Raw genomic sequence first — 18,079 nt, 5'->3', positions numbered from 1 at the left:
GATCTAAAGGCCGGTTGAAGTCTCTTCAGCCCGTAGACTGTTTCACAGCGGAAGCATTGTTTGCGCCGGTCTGACGTCAGGTCGCGGTATGACCGACGTCCTTCGCCATGGTCTGCAGCAGCGGGATCAGCTGGGCGGCGGTCTTCAGACCCTCGCTGGTCAAAAGGCCGGCCAGACGACCGTATTGGGACCGCCGATCTTCGAGAACAGCGCGGCCTGCCTCGGTGATTTCCAGCATGGTGACACGCCGGTCGTTCGGATGGGGCGAACGCTTGACCAGATCGGCGCGAACCAGATGATCAACCAGACGCGACAGCGAGGCCGGCGGCGCCTGAAGCGTCGATCCGAGAGCGCATTGTTTGACACCGCGACGGCCCTCGCCGGCAATCAGGCTCAAGGCGCGGACGGCGGCATTGCTTTGACCATCGGCGCGCAGGACGCGATCAAGCTGGCGATCGAGTTCGAGCAAGGCGGTGTCGAGCGCATAGAGCGCCATCGCGGGATCATCGAACTCCCGCACGGTGAACTCATCCATCGTCCCCCGAACACCCATAGGTCCGGTGTGACAGGATTGGCCGCAACCTGCAAGATAGACGAAGGTCAACCCTTAGGGCTATCGAACTCCTAACAGCGCATCCATGAGGAAATGATTTCATACCGGCGCAATCCTAGATTGCCGCGCAAGCCTTTGGGAACAGAGTGGGTGAGGCAACAACCGGAAAGAGCCGATGGCGTCGGTCAGAAGACATCCCGCCCACCCTATCACGGCGACCCGATCGCTGGGGATGAGCACGGGAGGCGCGCTCGATGCTGAACTTCGAAGGGCGCTCGAAGTCGCCGCTATCTTGGTGACGACCGATCGACATGGGGTCATCACCGACTGCAACGAGAAGTTCGTCGCAGTCAGCGGTTACAGCCGAGAAGAGTTGATCGGCTCGACCCATCGGATCGTGAACTCCGGCCTGCATTCCAAGGCCTTCTTCCAGGATCTGTATCGCACGATCCGCAGCGGCAAGGTATGGACCGGCACGTTGCGGAACCGTCGCAAGGACGGCAGCCTCTATTGGGTCGACACGACCATCGTGCCGGCGCTCAGCGGTCCCGAAGGTCCGGCGTCCTACACGGCCATCCGTTTCGAGGTGACCGAACATGTGCTGGCTCTGGAGGCCCTTTCCGAAGCGCGGCTCGTCGCCGAACGCGCCGCCGCGCTGCGCGACACCTTCCTCGCGACGATGAGTCACGAGGTTCGCACGCCGTTGAACGGCGTCTTGGGCCTGGCGCAGTCCCTGTCAGGCGCCGACCTGCCCGACGATGCGCGCCAGAAGGTCGATCTGATCATCAAGTCGGGCGAGACGTTGAGGCGCATCCTGGACGATGTGCTGGACCTCTCCAAAATCCAGGCTGGCGAGATGAACCTGGTCAACGAACCCTTTGCGCCGTCCGACACCATTTCCGGCGCGGTCGATCTGATGCGGCCGCTGGCCAGCGAAAAGGGACTTGAGCTGATCTCCCGGTTCGACGGCCTTCCGCCCCATCTCATGGGCGACGGGGCCCGCCTGCGTCAGGTCGTGCTGAACCTGGTCTCCAATGCCATCAAATTCACTGCAGTCGGCCAGGTGCTGGTCGATGCGCGCTACTCGACGCCGTCCGGGCGTCTTCGCATCCGCGTCGCAGATACCGGCATGGGCTTTGATCGATCGACGGCCAAACTGCTGTTCTCGCCGTTCAGCCAGGCCGACGATTCCATCTCGCGGCGGTTCGGCGGCACGGGCCTTGGCCTCTCCATCAGTCGTCGTCTGGCGGAGCTGATGAGCGGCGGCCTCAGGGTGCGTTCAAAGCCCGGTCGGGGAACGCTCTTCGTTCTCGACCTGCCGATGGATCCCAGCGGCGAAATCATCCGCGAAAGCGAGAGCCATGTGGAGGCGCTGGATCGACTCTATGGCGCGCGGATTCTCTTGGCGGAGGACAATCTCGTCAACCAGCAGGTCGTCCAGGCGCTCCTCAGCGGCTTCGGCTGTCAGATCGAGGTCGCCGAAAACGGCCAGGAAGCCGTCGATCTGTGGTCAGCGCACGCCTACGACCTGATCATGATGGACATGCAGATGCCGGTCATGGACGGCGTCGAGGCCATCCGCAGCATCCGCAGAGGCGAACAGCAACGGGAGGTCAACAGGCTTCCGATCGCCATGCTGACGGCCAACGCCTCGTCCAACCATCGCGATCTGGCCTCGCGCGCCGGCGCCGACGTCGTCATCCCCAAGCCGCTGTCCGCCGATCACCTGATCTTCGAATCCGCCCGCCTCCTCAACAACGCCGCCCGCTGTCACTGGATATAGGCCCTGACAGAACAGGCTTCCGGGCTCGCGTCCGGAAGCCTGCCTTGCATCAGAAGTAGAAGCGGACGGCCGCGGTGACGGTGCGTCCAGGCAGGGCCTGGGCCAGGACCACGCCGCTGGCGGGCAGGCTGTCGGCCGACACCTCCGTCAGGGCGGTTTCGTCGAACAGGTTGTTGGCGGTCACCGACAGCACGACGCGGTCGATGGGGCGCACCTGGACGAAGGCGTTGACCGTGGCGTAGCCCGGCATCTTCAACTGGTTGGCGTCCTGCGTATAGCTCTCGGTCGTGCCGACGACGCTGGCGCCCACCGTGAACAGGTCCGTCTCGTACTGCGGCATGACCTGGAAGATCAGGTCGGCCTGACGGCGCGGCGAGTTGCCGACCAGGGCCGCATCCTCGGCCTTGGTAATCTCGGCGCTGGTGACGGTGGCGCTGCCGGTCAGGCTGAACGGACCATGACGCACGCCGGCCTCGAACTCGGCGCCCTTGGCCTCGTAGCTGCGCTGGACCAGCACCAGGCGGGTGACGCCGCCGGCATCCGCGCGGATCTGCTGGTTGGTCTCGCTGACCTCGGCCCAGAAGCCCGTGACGTTGGCGAACAGGCCGTTGGCGCGATACTTCATGCCGATCTCGGCCTGGTTCACCGGATCATAGGCCGCGTCGGCCTGCAGCAAGTCGCCGTCGACATTGCTGATGGCCGGCGAACGCAGGATCTTGTCCGCCGCGGCGCGTGCGCCCTCGCTGTAACGAGCGAAGGTCGAGAAGCTGTCCGAGACGCGGTAGTTGGCGCTGAGCGAATACGAGACATAGTCGTAGTCGTAGTCGACCGGCGTCGCGCTGGCGGCAGGCGCGAAGGCGAAGGTGCGCTCGGCTTCCGAGATGACGCCGTCGTTGTCCACGTCGATGGTACGGACGTCGGTCAGGCCGTTGGCGACCGTGCGGCCGCTGACGTCGCCGCTGTCGAAGCGGATCGACCCGCCAAGCGCCAGCTTGCCCAGCCGGTAGTTCAGCGAGGCGTAGGGCGCCAGCACCTTGTAGGTCACATCGGTGCGCGAGTTGGACCCGGCGCCCGAGGGACCGAAGAAGTTGACGACGCCGTCCTGCGTGCGGGGCGTGCCGTTCGTATTGAAGATATCGACCAAGGCCGAGTTTCCGCCGCCCACGACGTCCTGAAGGAACGGGATGTACTGGCGATCGAACTTCAGATCCTGCTGGGCCGAATAGACGCCCACGGTGGTCGTCAGGTCGCCGCCGCCGATTTTCCAGACGCGGTTGGCGCGCAGGTCGTTGGTGAAGTTGTCCAGGCTATCGATGTCGGTATGGACCAGGGTCGAATAGGCCAGCAGGCCGTTGCCGTTCAGGGTCGTCGGGCTGGTGATCGACTGACCGGCGCGCGGTCCCGTGGCATAGGCCAGGGTTCCGGGACGACGGCCGAACGCCAGCGGCGCCTGGGCCGCCGGCACCACGGCCAGCGGGTAATTGAACGACTGATCGCCCGATTGTTGCGCGTAGCGCATGTGCTCGGAAATCGTCCAGCCGTGCAGGTTGAAGCGGGTCTGGAAGCCCAGCGCGCGCACCTGGACCTGATTGCCGTCCTGCAGATTGACGCGCTTCAGGTTGTTGTCGCCGTCCAGCAGCGGGAAGACCGTGGTGTTGCGCGACGTCAGAGTGTCGCGCGTCATCGAGAAGTTCGGAACGTCGCTGTAGTTGGGATCGTCGTTCGTGCCCGAAACCAGCAGCGGCGTCGGCCCATAGGCGATGACGGTGTCGTCCAGGATCTTGCCGTACAGACGCACGAAGCCGCCGTCGAAGGTCTTGGTGATGTTGGCCTTGATCTGGCCGCCCTTGTTGCCCGTGAAGCCGGCGTCGCGCGGGCCTTCACCCTCGCGATAGAAACCGCCGACGTGGAAGCGCACCGTGTCGCTCAGGTGACCGCCATAGCTGAAGTCGCCGCGATAGGTGTCGTAATCCAGGCCCGAAGATACCTGGACCGAGCCGCCTTCGACCTCACCCGTCTGAGAGATCAGGTTGATCACGCCGCCCGGCGCGTTCGATGCGAAGGTCGAGGACGACCCGCCGCGGATGGACTCGATCTGGCCGACGTTGAAGTCGTAGCGCATGAAATAGTCGGACGTCAGCGCCAGGATGTCGCCGAACTCCAGAACCGGCAGACCGTCTTCCTGGAACTGCAGATACTTCGCGCCGGTGCTGACCATCGGCAGGCCGCGGATCGTATAGTTGCCGTTGGTCTCGCCCGTGCTGGCCTCGGCGCGAATGCCGGGGATGGTGCGGAACAGGTCGTTGATGGAATAGGCGCCGATCTTGGCGATCTCGACATCGTTGATCGAGCTGGTGGAAGTCGCGCTGTCCAGCCTGTCGCGCGCCTTGGCCACGCCCGTCACGATCACGTCGTCATTGGCCCGCGTCCGGCTGGCCTCCCAGGCCGTCTGGCGCTGCGGCGCAGGCTGCGTCTGCGCATGAGCGGGCATGGCGAGGATAAGCGGCGCAAACGCGGCCGTGAGGTACAGGGATTTCAAGGAAGCCTCCAAGGCGTTGTCCGGCAGTACAGAGACTGGACAACTGATTTTCGTTCGGAAATTCTTCCATGCAGTTTCTTGCATGGCTGTTATCAATAAAACACAGATGTGTTTGATGATTTATAATGCCAGACTACGGATTAATACTGACATAACGGCGCTTACAAAGTCCGAATTGTTGCGCCGGATTCTTCAACACTCAACTGGATCGATATCTTAGAACTCGCTCCAGTCGTCCTCGGCCGCTTCGCTCGACAGGGCGAGCGCACCGACCGTGCGGATGACCTTGGGCGCCGGCCTCGGGGCGGACGCGGTATCTCGGCGAGGCGCTGGCGCGGCCGAGGTCGTCGCATTCAACCGGAATCTGGAAACCAGGGTCGCCAGTTCATCGGCTTCGGTCGCCAGGATGCGCGCCGCCGCCGTCGCCTCTTCCGCCATGGCGGCGTTCTGCTGGGTCATGCGGTCCATGCTGCCGACGGCGCTGTTGACCTGCTTCAGGTTCTCGGACTGGACCTGCGCCCCTTGCGCGATGTCCACGATCAGGGTGTTGGCGTCGCCGATCTTGGACACGACCCGCGCCAGCATCTCGCTCGTTTCGCCCACGCGATCGACGCCCAGCCGCACCTCGTCCGACGACCGGCTGATCAATTGCTTGATGTCCTTGGCGGCGTCGACGGTGCGCTTGGCCAGTTCGCGCACCTCGCCGGCGACAACGGCGAACCCACGTCCGGCATCGCCCGCTCGCGCGGCCTCGACGCCGGCGTTCAAGGCCAGGAGATTGGTCTGCAAGGCGATGGCGTCGATCATGTTGATGATCTCGCCAATCTCCTGCGATCCGGCCTTGATGGCGTCCATCGCGACGATCGCTTCTTCAACGATCACGCGACCGTCTGCGGCGTCGCCATTGGCCAGGGTGATGGCGTTGCGGGCGTTGGCCGCGCTGCGCGCCGTGTCGCCGACCATGTCGGTGACGTGGTTGGTCGCTGTGGTGGTTTGCTGCAGGCTGGACGCCTGCTGTTCGGTTCGCAACGACAGGGTTTCGGACGCCGAGCAGATCTGCGTGGCGCCCAGCCGCACGCTCTGGGCCGACCCCGCCACGCTGGCCAGGCTTTCTTCCAGACCCTGGACCGCTACGTTGAAGGCCGTGCGCAGGCGCTCATACTCTGGGGCGAACGGCGTGCGGATGGTGTGGGTCAGATCGCCGGCGGCCAGGGCTTCCAGAGCTGTGTCGAGCTCCTCGACGACGTGACGTTGCGCGGCGTCGGCGACGATCTTCTCGCGCTCGGCGGCGTCCTTGGCTAGATCGGCGGCCGCCTTGGCCCGTTCGGCCTCGGCCTTGGCCAACGCCGTGTCGCGGAACACCAGAACCGCGCGCGCCATGTCGCCCAGTTCATCGGCATGGCTGGCATCGACGACGATGTCGTTGTCGCCCTTGGCCAGCTGCCCCATGGCTTCGGTCAAGACCGTGATCGGGCGCGCGATCATGCGGCTGAGCATGGCCGACAGGACCATGGCGATCGTGATCAGGGCGATGCCGCCGACGATCAGGGCGATGATCGCGGTGACGATCGCAGCCTGCTGACGTTCCAGATTTTTCTCGGTGACGGCGGCTTCGGCCTCGCGCAGATCGCGCAGAGGCAGGACGGCGTCGCTGACCAGCACCTTCTTGCCGGCGTCGCGCACCTCTTGCTGCGCCTGCTCGCGCTTGCCGGCGCGAACCTCAGCGATCATGCGATCACCCCAGTCGGCTCTCCACGCCAGGGTGGCGAGGCGCGATTTTTCGAGCAGCGCCTGTTTTTCGGCGTCGCCCAACTGACCCTTCAGCTCGACGACGACCTTGTCGAACTCGTCGCGTCCTTCGTAATAGGATTTCAGATAGGTCTCGTCGCCGGTGACCAGAAAGCCTCGAAACTGGCTATTCTGGCGCAGGATCGCGGTTTCCAGCGACATCGCCTCCGCCTCGACCGTGCGGCTGAGATTGTTGCTCTCGATGGACGAGCGGATCATCATGATCGTGGCGAAAAAGACCGCCATCATGATCGCCGCCGAGACGCAGATCAGGATGAAGGAAAGCCGCAGCTTTCTCGGAATTCGCATCTTCGACATCATGAACTCGCCCCCGTTACGCACTTATACTTACCTAGGGGCAACCGATTACTCAGCTGACGCCACTGCGCACAGCCCGTCTCGGTTCGAGCTACGCAAAACACCCTTTTTTTCAGGTGACTATCCACCCCTATGACGGAACGACTAAAAAGATAGTTAAGCTGCCGACGCCCGGCGCTTACATCGACCGGACCCGAATTTCGCGAGATTCATGCGCTGTTAAGCGAGGTGATCATAGGTAAGTCACCCTTCCCGTCCGTGCTTCAAGAAACGCCGGGTCGCAACCCCCGGGCGAATACTTCTTCAGGCCGGGGACACACAAGTAACAGTTCGTTTTATTCGGAATGCGCGACGATGCGATTGGTGACTGGATGATCTGCCCCGTCGCCGACCGTTTCACCCAGGAACTCGCGGCCCAGGCCGACCGCTGCCGCGCCATGGGGTCACCCTTCGTCGCCGGCGTTCTCGAAGCCGCAAGCCGGCAGCTTTCGAATGCGCCGCTCACCGCCGCACGGCTGTATGACTGGCCGGGAGATCAGGCTGCGGCAGCCCTGGCCCTGCGCTTGAACGGCGCCTTGCACGCCTTGGCGCGCGCGGGCCGGTCCTACGCCCTGACCAGCCTTTATCGTCGCGAACACACCGACTTCGACGCGGCCGTGGCCGACGCCTTGGCCCGGAACGATCGATACATCGCCGACTGGATCCTCCATCCGCCGCAAACGAACGAGGTGGCGCGCGCCGCCGCGCTGATGAGCGCGCTGCTGGCCGCCCCTCTGGATCGCGCCATGCCCTTCGAACTGCTTGAGCTCGGGTCCAGCTGCGGCCTGAACCTGAATCTGGATCGCTACGCCTATGCTCTGGGGTCGAGGTCAGCCGGCGATCCCTTCTCGGACGTGCAGATCGAACCCCTGTGGCAGGGCGCGTCGCCGAAGGCCGGCCCGGTTTCCATCGCGGCGGCGCGCGGCGTCGATCTGCACCCGCTGAACGCCGCAGACCCGGCGCATCGCGAACGACTGCTGGCCTTCGCCTGGGCCGACCAGCCGGCGCGCACCCAACGCCTCGAGAACGCCCTGCGCATCGCCGCCGATCATCCGCCGCGCATCGATCAGGGCGACGCCGTGACCTGGTTGGCCGACCGGCTGGCCGAGCCGCAGGCGGCCGGTCGATGCCGCGTCGTCATGCACACCATGGTGCTGCAATATCTGAGCGACGACGACCGGCGCCAGATCGCAGCGCTGCTCTCGACCGCCGGCCGCCGCGCCGACGCCGACCACCCGCTGCTCTGGATCAGCTTCGAATGGACCCGCGACCGCAGCCACGTCGAACTGCGCCTGACAGCCTGGCCCACCGGCGACACCCGCGTCCTGGCCCACTGCCATCCCTACGGCGACGCGTTGGAATGGTTGTCGACATCGACAACGACTCTCGCGGCCTAGCCAACCTTCTTTGTCCGGTAGCCTTGGATCTTAGGCGTCTGCGACCGCACATCGCGATCTGGGCACCTACTACGCGTGTGCGGAGGCTGAAATCGTCATGTGAAGCGCCAGAGTTTCGCCGGGCTGCAGTGCGACCAGGCCGTTGGCGCTGCTTCCCCAAGATGCGGGCCCGTTGAAAGCGTCGGGACAGTGAGTGACGGGTTCAACGCAGAAGAAATCGGCATCTGCGGGAGCATAGACCTGGGCCCAGGCGGTAGACGGCGATGCCCTCATCACGACATCGCCCAACCCGCCCGTCATCCGGGCGACGCCGTTCCAACCGCCATAGGCATGATCGACGAACGGCGCTTGCGCCAGGGCGAGACCCGAGGACCAATCGACCAGGTCGGCTGGGGGAACAAAACGATCAGGAAGCTCAAGCGCATTCGTGGCCAATACACCGGACGCCGTCAGCGCCAGACGAGAGTCTGAACAACGATGGAAGTAGGGATGTAGTCCTAATCCAGCGGGCATGATCTCGCCGCCCGAATTCGTCACGGAAAGCTCGATTTCTAGTCCGGCATCCGACAAGGACACGATCTGCTTCGCTCGCCAAGGCCACGGCCAGCTAGCCGGTTCGCCTTGCCAGTCCAGCGTCATTGCGACGACATCGGAGGATCGGCCTTGAATGGTCCAAGGCTGCATCCAGCCCTCGCCGTGAATGGCATGAGGCGCAAATTTTTCCAGGACCGGCAACCCAACCGAGCGCCCTTCAAACACAAAACGTCCGTTCGCAATTCGATTGGCGTATGGCACCAGTGGGAAACAGGCGGTTTGCAAGATATCGGTCGTACCGTCAGGCGTCGGACGAAAAACAGCTCGCTCCTGCCAATCCAGGCTTAGCATCGCACCGCCCATGTCCGGCGCCAGAATCGCGCGCCAGTCGCCGGCTTCTAGCAGGATCATAGTTTGATCCGGTTTTGCGGCAGGCCCGGCGTCTCGGCGCGGACGCGATAAAGCCCGCCCAGCGTCGGCTGCTCCGCGCGCTTGTCGGCGTTCCCCAGCCAGGCCGTGGTAATATATAGGTCGCGCAGATCAGGGCCGCCGAAGGCCGCCTTGGTCACGGTCTGGACCGGCATGTCGATGTTGCCGATCCGCGTCCCGTTCGGGGCGAAACGCGCGACGCCCCAGCCGTTGAATAGGCCGACGTGCAGCACACCTGCAGCGTCCATGCTGGGACCGTCGGCATAGCCGTCCTCCGTCACGGCGAAGACGCGCAGGTTCGAGATCACGCCGTCTTGGTGGTCGAAAGCCAGGATCGTCTTCTTCAGCGTGTCGTGGTGATAGAGGGTGCGGCCGTCGGGGCTGAGGCAGGGGCCGTTGGTGACGACGTAGCCATCGTCGTGCCGCTTCAGCTCGCCCCGGAACCAGCGATAGAGTGCGCCGGTCTCGACCTGTTCGCTGTCGTCCATCGAACCGAACCACAGGGAGCCGTCCGGCGCGACGAAGCCGTCGTTCAGCCTGTTCTGGGGTCGGTCCTCCTCGACCGGCTGGAAGCGGGAGAAGTCGCCCTCCTCCGGGTCGAAACGATAAAGACCGCCCCTCACGCCGCAGACCAGCGAACCGTCCTCGGCGGGCAACGCGAAGCCGGTCTGATCGGGCGTGTCCCACGAGCGTTTCTCGCCGGTCGCGGGGGTGTAGCGATGCAGCTTTCGCCCCTTGATGTCGACGAACCACAGCGCAGCGCGCGCCGCGTCCCAGACGGGGCCTTCGCCCAGCTCCGCCTGAATATCCCAGATCAGTTCCGGCTCGCTCATCGATCAGCCCGCCGAATAGGAGGTCTTGATCTGGGTGTAGAATTCCACAGCCGCAAAGCCCTGTTCGCGCGAACCGTAGGAGGACTTCTTGGAGCCGCCGAAGGGCACATGATAGTCGACGCCGGCGGTGGCGAGGTTGACCATGGTCATGCCGGCCTTGGCGTTCTTCTGGAAGTCGCGGGCGTGTTTCAGCGACTGGGTGACGATGCCCGCCGACAGGCCGAACTCGACGCCGTTGGCGACGGCGAGCGCCTCTTCATAGCTGGCGACGCGGATGGTCGAGGCGACGGGGCCGAAGACCTCTTCGTTGTTGATGCGCGCGTCGGCGGCGGTGTCGGCGATTAGGGTCGGCTGGACATACCAGCCGGGGGCGTCGAAGCTCAGGCGCTCACCGCCCGTGACGATGCGGCCGCCGGCCTCGCGGGCGATGTCGATGTATTTGTAGGAGACCTCGCGCTGAGCCTTGGTCACGGCCGGACCCATCTGGGTATTGGAATCCAGGGCGTTGCCGACGCGCAGTGCGGCGACCTTCTCGGCCAGGGCGGCGACGAAGCGGTCGTGGATGCCGTCCTGAACGATCAGGCGGCTGGAGGCGGTGCAGCGCTGGCCGGTGGCGAAGAAGCTGCCGTCCAGGGCGATGTTCACCGCCCGGTCCAGATCGGCGTCGTCCAGAACGATCAGCGGGTTCTTGCCGCCCATCTCCAGCTGAACGCGCGCCTGACGCTTCACCGCGCCTTCGGCGACGCCCGCGCCCACGGCCTGCGAGCCGGTGAAGCTGATGCCGTCGATGCCTGGGTGGGCGACGATGGCGCGGCCGACGTCGCCGTCGCCGATGACCATATTGACCACGCCCTTGGGCAGGCCGGCCTCATGCAGGATGGCGATCAGGGCCTCGGCCGTCGCCGGGGTCGGGCCGGCGGGCTTGATGACGACGGTGTTGCCGAAGGCGATGGCCGGGGCGATCTTCCAGGCCGGAATGGCGATGGGGAAATTCCAAGGCGTGATCATGCCGAACACACCGACCGCCTGGCGATAGGTTTGGATCTCCACGCCCGGACGGGTCGAGGCCAGGTTCTGGCCGTGGACGCGCAGAGCCTCGCCGGCGAAATATTTCAGGATGCGGGCGGCGCGCATGGTCTCGCCGATGCCTTCGGGCAGGGTCTTGCCCTCTTCACGAGCCAAGAGGCGGCCGATCTGGGCCGCGCGCTCCATGATCAGCGAACCGGCCTTGTCCAGCACGTCGAAGCGGACCTCGGGCGAGGCGTCGGACCAGCCGGGGAAGGCGGCGCGGGCGGCCTGAACGGCCTGGTCCACCTCGGCGGCGCCGCCCTTGGGCGTGCGGGCCACGACGTCGCGCGTATCCGACGGGTTCAGGCTCTCGCCCGCCAGGGCTCCCGCGACCTTCTCGCCGCCGATCCAGTGCGAAAGTTCAAGCGTGTCGGTCATGGGACGTCCTTTTCATAAGGCTGACGGGCGGCGGGGGAGCGCCGCCCGTTTCGGGGAGATGGGTATGGGAGGGCGAAAATCAGCCCGTCATGTCTTCCAGTTCGCGACCGCGCGTTTCCTTCACCCAAGCCTGGACCAGGAAGAAGGAGATCAGGGCGCTGACCGCGTAGAAGCCATAGGTGAAGACCAGCCCCAGGGTGGCGGCCATCCACGGGAAGCTGACCGAGATGGCGAAGTTGGCGATCCACTGTGCAAAGCCGGCGACGGCCAGGGCCGAACCGCGCATCTGGTTCGGGAACATCTCGCCCAGCATGACCCACATGACCGGCCCCCAGCTGAAGTTGAAGAAGACCACATAGGTGTTGGCCGCGATCAGCGCGATCAGGCCGGTCTGGTCGTCCAGGTGCAGCGATCCGTCGATCAGGGCGGCCTTGGAGAAGCACCAGGCGACGACAGCCAGGGTCACAAACATGCCGGCCGAACCGATCAGCAGCAGAGGCTTTCTGCCGATCTTGTCGATGACGGCGATGGCGGCCAGGCAGGCGGCGATCGACAGGACGCCGGACAGGATGTTGATCTGCAGCGCGTCGTTCTCCGAGAAGCCGACCGACTGCCACAGCACAGCGCCGTAGTAGAAGACGATGTTGATGCCGACCAGCTGCTGGAACACGGCTAGAATCAGCCCGGCCCAGACGATCGGGCGCACCTTCCTCGTCGCGGGGTCCAGCAGATCGGCGAACTTGGGCTTGTGGTCGGCCGCCAGCGAGGCGCGGATTTCCTGGACCTTGCGCGCACCGGCGTCGGCGCCGAACAACTTGGACAGGACCGTCTCGGCCTGGGCGTCCTTCTTCTTGACGACCAGGAAACGCGGGCTTTCCGGGATGACCAGGAGGGCGATCAGATAGACGGCGGCGGGGATGACCTGCAGCCAGAACATCCAGCGCCATGCGGGGAAGCCCAGCCAGAATTCCGCCGTTGATCCGCCGGCGGTCTTGGCCAAGGCGTAGTTGGCCACGAAGGCGCCGGTCAGGCCGGTGATGATCATGATCTGCTGCACCGACGACAGCCGGCCGCGGATCGAGGCTGGCGTCACTTCGGAGATATAGGCCGGCGACAGGACCGAGGCCGCGCCCACGCCCAAGCCGCCGATGAAGCGGGCGATGATGAAGTGGGCCGAAGTGTCAGCCGCGCCGGCCCAAAAGGCCGAGATGATGAACAGAACGGCGGCGATCTGCATCACCGTGCGACGGCCGATGGCGTCGGCCAAGCGTCCGGCGATAAAGGCGCCGACCGCGCAGCCCAAGAGGATGGCGCCGACGTTGAAGCCGGTGCCCAAGGCCGATAAGTTGAAGGCCGCCTCCAGCCCGTCCTGGGTGCCGTTGATGACTCCGGAATCATAGCCGAACATGAAGCCGCCGATGGTGGCGACCGCCACGATCAGGGCGATGAACGCCATGTTGACGCGGTCGTCGCCCGCAATGTCGGGGCCTGAGCCCCCCGTCGGTCCTGCCATCTCGATATTCCCTCCGAAAGCCCGTCTGACGCGGGCATGAAATCACAAAGCCCTAACGCCAGCCGGCGTCCACGAAATACTCATGGCCCGTGATCAGACGGGCGTCATCGGACGCGAGGAACAGGCCCAGCGCCGCGACGTCGTCGGGCTGGAGACGACCGGGCAGGCATTGCGCCGCCACGATCTCGGCCTCGCCTTCCGAGGTGTACCATTTCATCTGGCGCGGGGTCTGGACATTGCCCGGCACGATGCAGACGACGCGAACACCGTCGCCGCCCAGCTCTCGCGCCAGAGCCCGCGTCATGCCTTCGATGCCCGCCTTGGCGGTCTCGTAAAGCGACAGGTCGGGCAGGCCCAGGTGCCAACTGATAGAGCCGAGGTTGATGATGACGCCTCGGCCCTGCTCGCGCATGCCAGTCGCCACCGACTGAGCCGCGAAATAGAGGTGGCGCAGGTTCACGTTGATCCGGTTGTCCCAATAATCAGGCGTGACCTCGGCCAGCGTATGGCGATCATCGTTGGCGGCGTTGTTGATCAGGACGTCGATGGGGCCATGCTCGGCAACGATCTCGGCCAGACACATTTGCAGCGCCGCCACGTCGGTCAGGTCGCAGGGACGGAAGGTCGGCGCCGGCGACAGTGCGGAAAGGGATGCCTGCAACGCCTTCGAATCCGCCTCGGCGATGTCGAAGAAGACGACGCGGGCGCCCTGACGCGCAAAGGCCTCGGTGAAGCCTGCGCCGATGCCCGAACCGCCTCCTGTGACGACGACCAGCCGGCCTTTCAGCGACGGATAGATGGCGCCGCTCATGTGGTGGCTCCCAACAGGCCGCGACCGGCCAGATTGCGCATCAGCTCCAGCACACCGAACTCCCACGGCGGGGCCTGGTCACACGTCGCAACGATATTTTCCAGCACGCCAAGCTTGTCGGACGAGACGCGAACCCGGTCGCCGATCTTGTGGGTGAAGCCCTTGCCCGGCGCATCGCGGTCGTCGATCGGCGCGAACATGGTGCCGAGATACAGGGCAAAGCCGTCGGGATACTGGTGCGCGCTCAGGGTCTGGCGCACCAGTTCCTCGGGATCGCGGCTGATCAGGCTCATCGTGCTTTCGCCCGTCATGACGAAGCCGTCCGTCCCCTCGACCTCCAGCCTGACGTTGGCTGAGCGCACGTCGTCCATGCCGAAGCAGTCGTCGAACAGGCGGATGAAAGGGCCGACCGAGGCCGAGGCGTTGTTGTCCTTGGCCTTGCCCAGCAGCAGGGCCGAGCGCCCTTCGATGTCGCGCAGATTGACGTCGTTGCCCAGGCTGGCGCCGACCGAACGGCCTGCGGGATTACAGATCACCACCACCTCCGGCTCGGGGTTGTTCCAGGCCGAGTCCGCCCTCACCCCGACCTCGGCGCCCCAGCCGACCGAGGCCAGCACCGGCGCCTTGGTGAATATCTCGGCATAGGGGCCGATGGCGACTTCGAGATATTGCGACCACAGACCTTCGGCGATCAGTTGCGCCTTGACGACCTCTGCCGCCGCCGACCCGGGACGCAGGTCCTTCAGGTCGCCACCGATCCGGTCAAGGATGGACTGGCGAACGGCGTTGGCGGCGTCGGCGTCACCGCGCGCCCGCTCCTCGATCACCCGTTCCAAGGCCGAGACCGCAAAGGTCACGCCCGAGGCCTTGATGCATTGCAGGTCCAGCGGCGACAGCAACTGGACGCCCTGCGCCGACCAGGCCGAGGCGACGGTCAGTTCGTCCAGCGGCCCCATGTCGACGCCCGCGGTATCCAGGTCGCTCCGCCCGACAGCTTGAGCCGTCGTGGCGACGTGGTCAGAAAGATCATAGAGCCGCCCGCCCCGCACCAGAACGGGCGAGGGTCCAGCCTCGGTCATTACACGTCCGAGCAGGCGCGCGTTACGCCAGTCCGCCGGCAGGCATTCAGTAAGCAACACGATCTCATCCTCCCCACGCTCTGAGGCGTGTTAGCGCTAACATCTTGTAGCGGAGGGCGGATGTCAATCGTGCGGAGGGGCGGTGCTTTCTCTGGCGATGAACTGGTGGGGGACAGCACCCTCCGCCTCACCATCCCGCCCCAAGATGACGGCGGCAGAACGGGCCATTTCGGCGACCGGCTGGCGGATCGTCGTCAGGGTCGGCCAGACGCTCGCGGCCAGATAGGTATCGTCGAACCCAGCCACCGAAATGTCGCCCGGGGTCGACAGGCCGGCCGCATGAACGGCGGCCAAAACTCCGGCGGCCATATCGTCGTTACTGGCGAAGATTGCGGTCGGCCGGGGCGAGCGCGCCAGCAGTCTCTGTCCCGCCTTGAAGCCCGAGCGATAGGTGAAGTCGCCGGGCTCGACCCACATCGTCGCGCCTGCAACCGCATTGACGGCGGCCTGAGCGCCCTGGCGGCGATCGGCGCTAGCGCTCTGGTCGGGATGGCCTTCGACGAAGCCGATGGCGCGGTGACCCAAATCCAGCAGATGCCGCGTCATCTCATGCGCCGCATCCTGATCATCCACCCGTATTGAGATGAGGCCGTCCCGCAGCGCGGGGGCCGCCAGAACTACAGCCTTCATCCCGCTGATCGCGATTGCGTCCAGTGTCGCCGCTGATTCGCCCAGGGGCGGCGGCACGATCACCCCTTGAGCTCCGCCGGCCGCAAGCCTCTGCACCGCCTCCCGCTCCTCCTCGGGCGCCCCTGGCCGAGACGGTTCGATCAGCAGCAAAAGGCCAACCGATCGCGCCCCATCCAGAGCGCCAGACAGCAACTCGGCCAGATAGGCGCTGGACGGGTTGGCGTAGAGAAGACCGATCCGCCCGCCCCCGGCCCGCGCCAGGATCCGCGCGGCGGGATCGGGCACATAGCCAGTCTCTCGGATGATGGCCTCGACCCGCTCGCGCGTCGCCTCGCGCACCCGCGCATCGCCGTTGACCACCCGCGACACCGTCATAGGCGAAACACCGGCGAGACGCGCGATGTCGCCCATGGTGTAGTTGCGGCGGGGATTCTGTTGATCGGTCACGCCAAGGACAGCAGCACGCTCGACACGGCGCGTCCACCATTCCGGCGCACACCGCTCGATGTTTGCCGCAACCCGCTCGCGGCCATGGACGGATCGCCGCCGCCCGAACCTACGTCAGACACGCTTTGCCGCTCAGAGATCGGACGACGCGCCGATTTCGACCAGCACCACATCTTGGACACGCATCGGCAAATCCACCTGCGTGGTTCCGTCAGCGCCAGCGGTGATTGTGACAGTCCTGGGCTCGTCCAGGGTCAAGGTTTGCAGGGTCTCCAGTTGCCCTTCGGACAGCGTCGCGGGCGAACCCATCTCGAGATAGGCGGTGTAGGCGTCATTGGACTTGAAGCCGACGCGCCGGACCGAGGCAGTGTGCGCGCCGGGTCGAAGACCCCGCAGGACAATCTGCAACGGCGCGGCCGCCGCCGGCTCGCGCACCTGGCGGAAAAAGGGCCGATTGCTGACCGGCTGATCCGGCAGTTCATAGCGCCAGGCCAACACCTGGACCGTGTCGCCCTTCAGCGCGGCGATGCTCTGGTCGTCGCCGGTCGGCAGTTTGCGGTCGCCCAGGCTGTTTAGGTATTTGTAGGCGAACCACGTCGGCTTGCGCACGCCCTGAGGAGTCATCAGGCCGAAGCCGCCTTCGAACGGCTTCGCCTGCGGGCCCGGCTCCTCGAACAGATCGCTGTAGGCCCAGTAGCTCATCCCCTGAACCAGACCTTCGCTTCGGTGCAGCTTGTCCAGCACATAGGCGGCGCCGAAATAGTCGTCGTGGATCGGATCGCGCGGATTGTAGCTGGTGCTCCATTCGGTGAAGAACAGCGGCAGACCCGGACGCGTCGACGCCTCGATCTCGGTCCTCACCTTGCGCACGTCGCTGACGATGGCGTGAGGATTTCGCGACAGCTTGTTGTCGCCTTCACCCTTCTCGTCCAGGAAGCCGCCTTCGACGCCATAGGTGTGCGTGGTCACGAAATCGACCGGCGCCCGGTGTTGATCGGCGTGGGCAAGGAACTCTGGGACCCAGGCCGCTCCGGCCGTCGCCGGCCCGCCGACGCGAAGTCCGGGATCGATCGCCTTGATCGCCTGCGACGTCCGTACGTAGTAGTCGAAGTAGGCGGTCTGGTCCGCTCGCTCCCAGAATCCGTCCAGGTTCGGCTCGTTCCAGAACTCAAAATACCAGCTCCGCACTTCCTCGACGCCATAGCGGTCGATCAGATGCCGCACAAAGGTGTCGATCAGACCTGTCCATTTCTCCGGCTGCGGATGGGACGTGTTGCCCTTCCAGTAGAAGATGGTCTGATCCGACGTCTTCATCGCATCTGGGGTGAAGCCCAGCTCGACGAAGGGCTTGATCCCCATCGCCAGGAAGCGGTCGTAAAGCTGGTCGATCCGCGTCCAGTCATAGACCGGACGGCCGTCGACTTCGCGGTAGACGCCCATGTCGTCGTGGAAAATGTCGTGGAATCGGATGTAGCGGAAGCCCAGTTCTTCGCGCGCGGTCTTCAACTGCGCCAAGGCATCCTCACGGATCGTCGAGCCCGGATAGTCGGCGCCGACCGAAAAATCAGCCATTCGGTCGCGGGGTGTGGACGGCCCGCCGACATCGACCGAGATCACCCTCGGATCTGCCATCTGGGCGCTCGCAGTCATCGGGGAGCCGACAAGCGCTGCGACCAGCGCCAGGCTTCTGATGTGTGAGCGCTTCATGGGTATAGTCCTTGATCGTAGCCGGTTGTTCGGGCGTGTATCGGCGCAGTATCATCGGGATCATCTCCAGCACGCAGTTCGCCCCGCTCTCTCGCCTTCCTGCCGTAAACCCACTCGAACAGGGGTGAGGCCATCAGGGTGGTGATGATTGCCATCAGCACCAGGATGGAGAA

13 protein-coding genes and 1 pseudogene are annotated in these 18,079 nt (G+C 65.0%); 2 read left to right on the top strand and 12 right to left on the bottom strand.

Annotated elements, in window-relative coordinates; translation table 11 throughout:
- Positions 1-76 precede the first annotated feature (76 nt).
- On the bottom strand, positions 77-535 hold the full coding sequence (locus tag ASF81_RS04510) for a MarR family winged helix-turn-helix transcriptional regulator (protein WP_055805507.1): 459 nt from the start codon (positions 533-535) through the stop codon (positions 77-79).
- Between the two features lie 250 nt (positions 536-785).
- Between ASF81_RS04510 and ASF81_RS04505 the strand changes: the two genes are divergently transcribed.
- Positions 786-2,336 carry an ATP-binding protein gene (locus ASF81_RS04505; RefSeq protein WP_162237573.1) on the top strand — a complete coding sequence of 517 codons (1,551 nt, stop codon included), beginning with the start codon at positions 786-788 and terminating at the stop codon, positions 2,334-2,336.
- Positions 2,337-2,385: 49 nt separating this feature from the next.
- On the opposite strand, the gene ASF81_RS04500 is transcribed toward ASF81_RS04505, so the two are convergent.
- Both ASF81_RS04500 and ASF81_RS04495 read right to left on the bottom strand, forming a co-directional pair.
- Positions 2,386-4,875 carry a TonB-dependent receptor domain-containing protein gene (locus tag ASF81_RS04500; RefSeq protein ID WP_055805594.1) on the bottom strand — a complete coding sequence of 830 codons (2,490 nt, stop codon included), beginning with the start codon at positions 4,873-4,875 and terminating at the stop codon, positions 2,386-2,388.
- Between the two features lie 216 nt (positions 4,876-5,091).
- A complete protein-coding gene (locus ASF81_RS04495; protein ID WP_235559231.1) occupies positions 5,092-6,972 on the bottom strand; it encodes a methyl-accepting chemotaxis protein in 1,881 nt (626 codons plus the stop codon).
- Positions 6,973-7,325: 353 nt separating this feature from the next.
- On the opposite strand from ASF81_RS04495, the gene ASF81_RS04490 reads away from it, so the two are divergent.
- On the top strand, positions 7,326-8,417 hold the full coding sequence (locus ASF81_RS04490) for a DUF2332 domain-containing protein (RefSeq protein WP_055805501.1): 1,092 nt from the start codon (positions 7,326-7,328) through the stop codon (positions 8,415-8,417).
- A gap of 69 nt (positions 8,418-8,486) precedes the next feature.
- Here ASF81_RS04490 and ASF81_RS04485 read toward each other — a convergent pair whose 3' ends face one another.
- The 9 genes and pseudogenes from ASF81_RS04485 to ASF81_RS15380 form a co-directional block, all read right to left on the bottom strand.
- Positions 8,487-9,362, bottom strand: coding sequence for an aldose 1-epimerase (locus tag ASF81_RS04485; RefSeq protein WP_055805497.1), 876 nt, complete (start codon positions 9,360-9,362; stop codon positions 8,487-8,489).
- Positions 9,359-10,213, bottom strand: coding sequence for an SMP-30/gluconolactonase/LRE family protein (locus tag ASF81_RS04480; RefSeq protein ID WP_055805493.1), 855 nt, complete (start codon positions 10,211-10,213; stop codon positions 9,359-9,361). The genes ASF81_RS04485 and ASF81_RS04480 overlap by 4 nt, the downstream gene beginning before the upstream one ends.
- 3 nt (positions 10,214-10,216) lie before the next feature.
- Complete coding sequence (locus ASF81_RS04475) at positions 10,217-11,659, bottom strand: aldehyde dehydrogenase family protein (RefSeq protein WP_055805490.1); 1,443 nt, start codon at positions 11,657-11,659, stop codon at positions 10,217-10,219.
- A gap of 79 nt (positions 11,660-11,738) precedes the next feature.
- Positions 11,739-13,172 carry a sugar porter family MFS transporter gene (locus ASF81_RS04470; protein ID WP_055805487.1) on the bottom strand — a complete coding sequence of 478 codons (1,434 nt, stop codon included), beginning with the start codon at positions 13,170-13,172 and terminating at the stop codon, positions 11,739-11,741.
- Positions 13,173-13,224: 52 nt separating this feature from the next.
- A complete protein-coding gene (locus tag ASF81_RS04465; RefSeq protein ID WP_055805484.1) occupies positions 13,225-13,983 on the bottom strand; it encodes an SDR family NAD(P)-dependent oxidoreductase in 759 nt (252 codons plus the stop codon).
- A complete protein-coding gene (locus ASF81_RS04460) occupies positions 13,980-15,122 on the bottom strand; it encodes a fumarylacetoacetate hydrolase family protein (protein WP_055805481.1) in 1,143 nt (380 codons plus the stop codon). Before ASF81_RS04460 ends, ASF81_RS04465 begins: the two co-directional genes overlap by 4 nt.
- Before the next feature lie 63 nt (positions 15,123-15,185).
- Complete coding sequence (locus ASF81_RS04455) at positions 15,186-16,199, bottom strand: LacI family DNA-binding transcriptional regulator (RefSeq protein ID WP_235559230.1); 1,014 nt, start codon at positions 16,197-16,199, stop codon at positions 15,186-15,188.
- Between the two features lie 132 nt (positions 16,200-16,331).
- The gene (locus ASF81_RS04450; RefSeq protein WP_369814898.1) at positions 16,332-17,906 is read right to left on the bottom strand and encodes a beta-xylosidase; all 1,575 of its coding nucleotides are present in this window, start codon (positions 17,904-17,906) and stop codon (positions 16,332-16,334) included.
- Positions 17,903-18,079 (bottom strand): annotated as a pseudogene (locus ASF81_RS15380) (hypothetical protein); the annotation flags it as partial. The pseudogene ASF81_RS15380 and the gene ASF81_RS04450, both read right to left, overlap by 4 nt.

The sequence above is a fragment of the Brevundimonas sp. Leaf168 genome, from assembly GCF_001423685.1.
Classification (GTDB): Bacteria; Pseudomonadota; Alphaproteobacteria; order Caulobacterales; family Caulobacteraceae; genus Brevundimonas; species Brevundimonas vesicularis_C.
This window is presented reverse-complemented; position numbering and strand designations above follow the sequence as displayed.